Raw genomic sequence first — 3860 nt, 5'->3', positions numbered from 1 at the left:
CGCCCGCCCCCCCGGTCCGCCCCCCGCACCCGGCCGCCAGGCCCCCCGCGCTGACCCGCGCGTGAGCGGTGTTACAGGTTTCGGGGGCGAATCTGCGCGTGGAATCGGGCCTCAGGCCAGCAGGGCCAGCGCGGCCAGCAGCAGGCAGAACCCCGCCACCACCATGTCAAAGCCGCGCCGCCACGAGGGCGCTCCGGCCAGCCCGAGATAGTGATGCAGGATCAGCCGCGCCTTTGCGAAAGCAAGGCCAAGGATCACGACGGCCAGCCCGGTAACATCAGGCGCGCGGGTGATCAGCGCGCCCGCCAATGACAGCGCCCCCAGCCAAAACCAGGCCCTCATGAGCGGATCGCGTGTCATCGGATCAGGTAGATCACCGGAAAGAGCAGCACCCAGACCAGGTCGACCATGTGCCAGAAGGCTGCCCCGGTCTCGGTGGCGCGCGGATCGCGCAGAACCGCGACGAGACCCAGAAGCACGACGCCCGCGATCACATGCGCGGCGTGAAAGCCGGTCAGCAGGTAGTAAAAGGTAAAGAAGGTATTCGTCTCGATGCCGATGCCCTGGCTGGCCTTGTCGGCATATTCCATGCCCTTGATCACCAGAAACACCACCCCCAGCGCCATCGCCACGGCCAGAAGCGCGCGCTTGCGCCGCTCATGCCCGGCTTCGGCGGCGCGCACGGCCCAAGCGGCCAGAAGGCCCGAGGTGACAAGCACGACAGTGTTGATCGCCGCCCCCGCGCGATGCAGATGGGCCTGTGCCTCGGCAAAGCCCGCGGGATCAGTGAGGCGCATTGCCATGAAGGCCACGAGCCCCGCGCCAAAGACCAGAAGTTCGGAGATGATGAGCACCCACATCATCACCTCGCCCGGCAACTCGTCGAGCAGGCCGGGGGGATCGTCAGGTCGCTGGCTCATGCGCCCACCAGTTGGCGGTAGATCTGGGGCAGCGCCCGGGTGAGCCGGTCGGGATGCGGGAAGAGCGCATAACCGCCCTGTCCGAACATGCGCGGGAACCATGACTTGCCGTCGCGATCCACGGTGATGCCAAAGACCGATTGCCCGATGCGGCGCGCCTCGCGCACGGCCATGTGGCTGTCCTCGATGCCGTGGCGGCCCTCGTAATGGTCGAGGTCGTTGGGCTTGCCATCGGTGATGACCAGCAGGAGTCGGCGCTTGCGCGCCTGTTGGTGCAACTCGGCGCTGGCATGGCGGATGGCGGCCCCGAGCCGCGTGTAATGTCCGGGCTTGAGCGCGGCGATGCGTGCGTCGATGAGGGGGCCCATCGGTTCGTCGAAGCGTTTGACCTGATGCAGCCAGACCCGCTGGCGTTTCAGTGAGGAAAAGGCGTTGATCGCGAAATCGTCGCCACAGGAATCGAGCCCGCCGGCCAGCGCGCTGAGCGCCTCGCGGGCGATTTCGATCACGCTGCGGCTTTCGCCGCCATGCCCGGTCACGCGCCCTTCGGTCGAGCGCGACACGTCGAGCAGGATCGACACCGCCAGATCGCGCCGTTCGCGCCGGGTTTGCATCCAGACCCGGTCGTCGCCTTCGCCTGTTGCAGAAAAATCGACCCGCGCGCGCACCATGCGCTCCATGTCGAGATCGTCGCCGTCGAGGTGTCCTGTCGTGAGTATGCGCCCGGGACGCAGGGCCTCGAACTGTCGCTTGACGGCGCGGATACGCGCGGCGGCGCGCGGGTCGTCCCGAAACGGGGGCGCGTCATCCTCGGGCTCGACAGGAGAGACGAGCACGCGAACATGCGCGGGCAGGTGCTGGCCTGTCCGCATGTCCCATTCGGGATAGGTGAGAACATCGGAAAGCGCCTCGCGGTTCACGTCCTCGGGGGCGAGGTCGAGATGCAGCTTGAGCCGTGTCGCGGGGGCCTGGGAAATCTGGCCGAGGCCGATCTCGTCCTGGTCGTCGGCCGCCTTGCGGGCGCTGTCGTCGTCATCGTCCTCGACCCGGCGGTTGAGGTTGATGAACTCGGCCCAACTCAGGATCGCCTCGAACTTGTGCAGGATGAAACTGTCGGTGCGGTCGACCTCGTCGGCCTTGCGGCGGCGGGCGCGGCGGGTCTTGCCGTCGTGCGACTCGTCGGTGGGGCTGTCGGGGTCGGATTCGGCGTCGCGGGTCTCGACCGCGCTGGCATGGCTTGTATCCATGCCGCGCAGATCGGGCCAGAGCGGTACGGGGCGCGGGGCGCGATAGCCGCGCGGCGCGCGCAGGGTATCGAAATCGCGGGCCTGCATCGCCGTCTCGAGGGCGACGACGCGGGTCGAAAGGGGCGTCTCGTCGCCGAGGATATGACGGATCAGCGCCTCGACCGCCGCCTCGACCGGTGGAAGCTGGGGCCGGGGGCGCAGGGCCAGAACTCCGGCGCAAAGATCACGGTAGAGCGCGGCAAAACCCGGTGCTTGTTCCAGCGTCGCGGCCACCATGTCCTGCGCGTCGGCCAGCGCGGCCAGATCGCGGGCCAGCGGATCGTCGAACGTGGCGCGGCCCGGCCCGGCAAAGGCAGCGCAGGCGCCAAGCCAGAGGTAGAGCGCGCCATTGGCCTCGCGCGCGGGAAAGACGGCAAGGCTTTCGGGCAGGCGCAGGCTCGCCCCGTCGAACGAGGCGCGGGGCAGGCGCTCCTCGTCGGTGCCGAGGCGCCGCAGCCATGACAGGCGGTGGTTCGAGCGTTCCTCGGACACGTGTTTGATCTCGACCGACGGATCGCCGCCGAGACCACGGAAAAGAACCGCCAGCCGCCCTGCGACCTCGGAAAGGTCGACACGGGCTCCATCGTGCACGCCGGGGGCGTCAAGACGGCTGGCATAGGCGTGCCACAGTTTCCCGATGGTTTCTTCGGGTTCCCATGGCTCGATGTCGATCCTGCCCATCACCGGCCTCACCCGAAAACGGCGGTGACAAGATCGAGGAGCCCACGCTTGACATCCGCATCATCGGTCAGCGGTTCGATCATCGCGACGCGGATCGCGCGTTCGACCGGCATGTCCTGTCGGATGAGTGTCGCGGCATAGACCACGAGGCGGGTCGACACCCCCTCTTCGAGGTCCTGGCCCTTGAGATCGCGCAGCTTGTTCGCAAGCCGCACCAGCGGTTTCACGCGCTCCTCGGAGAGGCCCGATTCGCGCGCAACCACGGGGATTTCGTGCTCTGCGCGGGGGAAGGCGAATTCAAGGCTGATGAAACGCTGGCGGGTCGAGGGTTTCAGCGTCTTGAGGAAGTTCTGGTAGCCCGGGTTGTAGGACGCCACCAGCATGAAGCCGGGCGCGGCCTCGATCTCTTCGCCGGTGCGGTCGATCGGCAGGATGCGCCGGTCGTCGGTCAGCGGGTGCAGCACCACGGTCACGTCCTTGCGCGCCTCGACCACCTCGTCGAGGTAACAGATCGCGCCCTCGCGCACCGCGCGGGTGAGCGGCCCGTCGACCCAGACGGTTTCGCCGCCCTTGAGCAGGTAGCGCCCGATCAGGTCGGCGGCCGAAAGGTCGTCATGGCAGGCCACGGTATGCAGCGGCCGGCCAAGGCGCGCGGCCATATGGGCGACAAAGCGTGTCTTGCCGCAGCCTGTCGGCCCTTTCAGAAGAACCGGCAGGTCGTTTTCATGGGCGGCGGTAAAGATCGAGATCTCGTCGCTCTGTGGCAGGTAGAAGGGGGCGTCCGCCGCCCCCTTCCCCGGTTGGAAAGTGCCATTCATCTCGCTCACTCCGCTGCGACCGAAGGTTCGGACGAGATCACTTCACGGCGCGGCACGAACACCGCGTAGATGAAGAGCAGCGCCCCCAGGACGACGGCGATGCCCGAACCGAAGCGCATCCAGTAAAAGAGCGCCAGTTGCTCCTGTACGAACAT

The 3860-nt window shown here is 67.5% G+C and carries 4 protein-coding genes and 1 pseudogene; all 5 read right to left on the bottom strand.

Annotated features, from left to right (window positions below; all coding sequences use genetic code 11):
• Positions 1–111: 111 nt before the first annotated feature.
• Positions 112–342: a cytochrome C oxidase subunit IV family protein gene (locus tag ACESL9_RS17380; protein ID WP_372611366.1), complete on the bottom strand. Its 231-nt coding sequence runs from the start codon at positions 340–342 to the stop codon at positions 112–114.
• Positions 343–356: 14 nt separating this feature from the next.
• A complete protein-coding gene (locus tag ACESL9_RS17375) occupies positions 357–920 on the bottom strand; it encodes a cytochrome c oxidase subunit 3 (RefSeq protein WP_372611368.1) in 564 nt (187 codons plus the stop codon).
• Complete coding sequence (locus tag ACESL9_RS17370) at positions 917–2887, bottom strand: nitric oxide reductase activation protein NorD (protein ID WP_372675338.1); 1971 nt, start codon at positions 2885–2887, stop codon at positions 917–919. Before ACESL9_RS17370 ends, ACESL9_RS17375 begins: the two co-directional genes overlap by 4 nt.
• 8 nt (positions 2888–2895) lie before the next feature.
• A complete protein-coding gene (locus ACESL9_RS17365; protein ID WP_372611370.1) occupies positions 2896–3705 on the bottom strand; it encodes a CbbQ/NirQ/NorQ/GpvN family protein in 810 nt (269 codons plus the stop codon).
• A gap of 5 nt (positions 3706–3710) precedes the next feature.
• Positions 3711–3860 (bottom strand): annotated as a pseudogene (locus ACESL9_RS17360) (nitric-oxide reductase large subunit); the annotation flags it as partial.

Origin of the sequence: Aquicoccus sp. (assembly GCF_041686535.1) — a bacterium.
GTDB lineage: Bacteria > Pseudomonadota > Alphaproteobacteria > Rhodobacterales > Rhodobacteraceae > Aquicoccus.
Note: the sequence above shows the minus strand (reverse complement) of the source record. Positions and strands in the feature narration are given on the sequence as shown.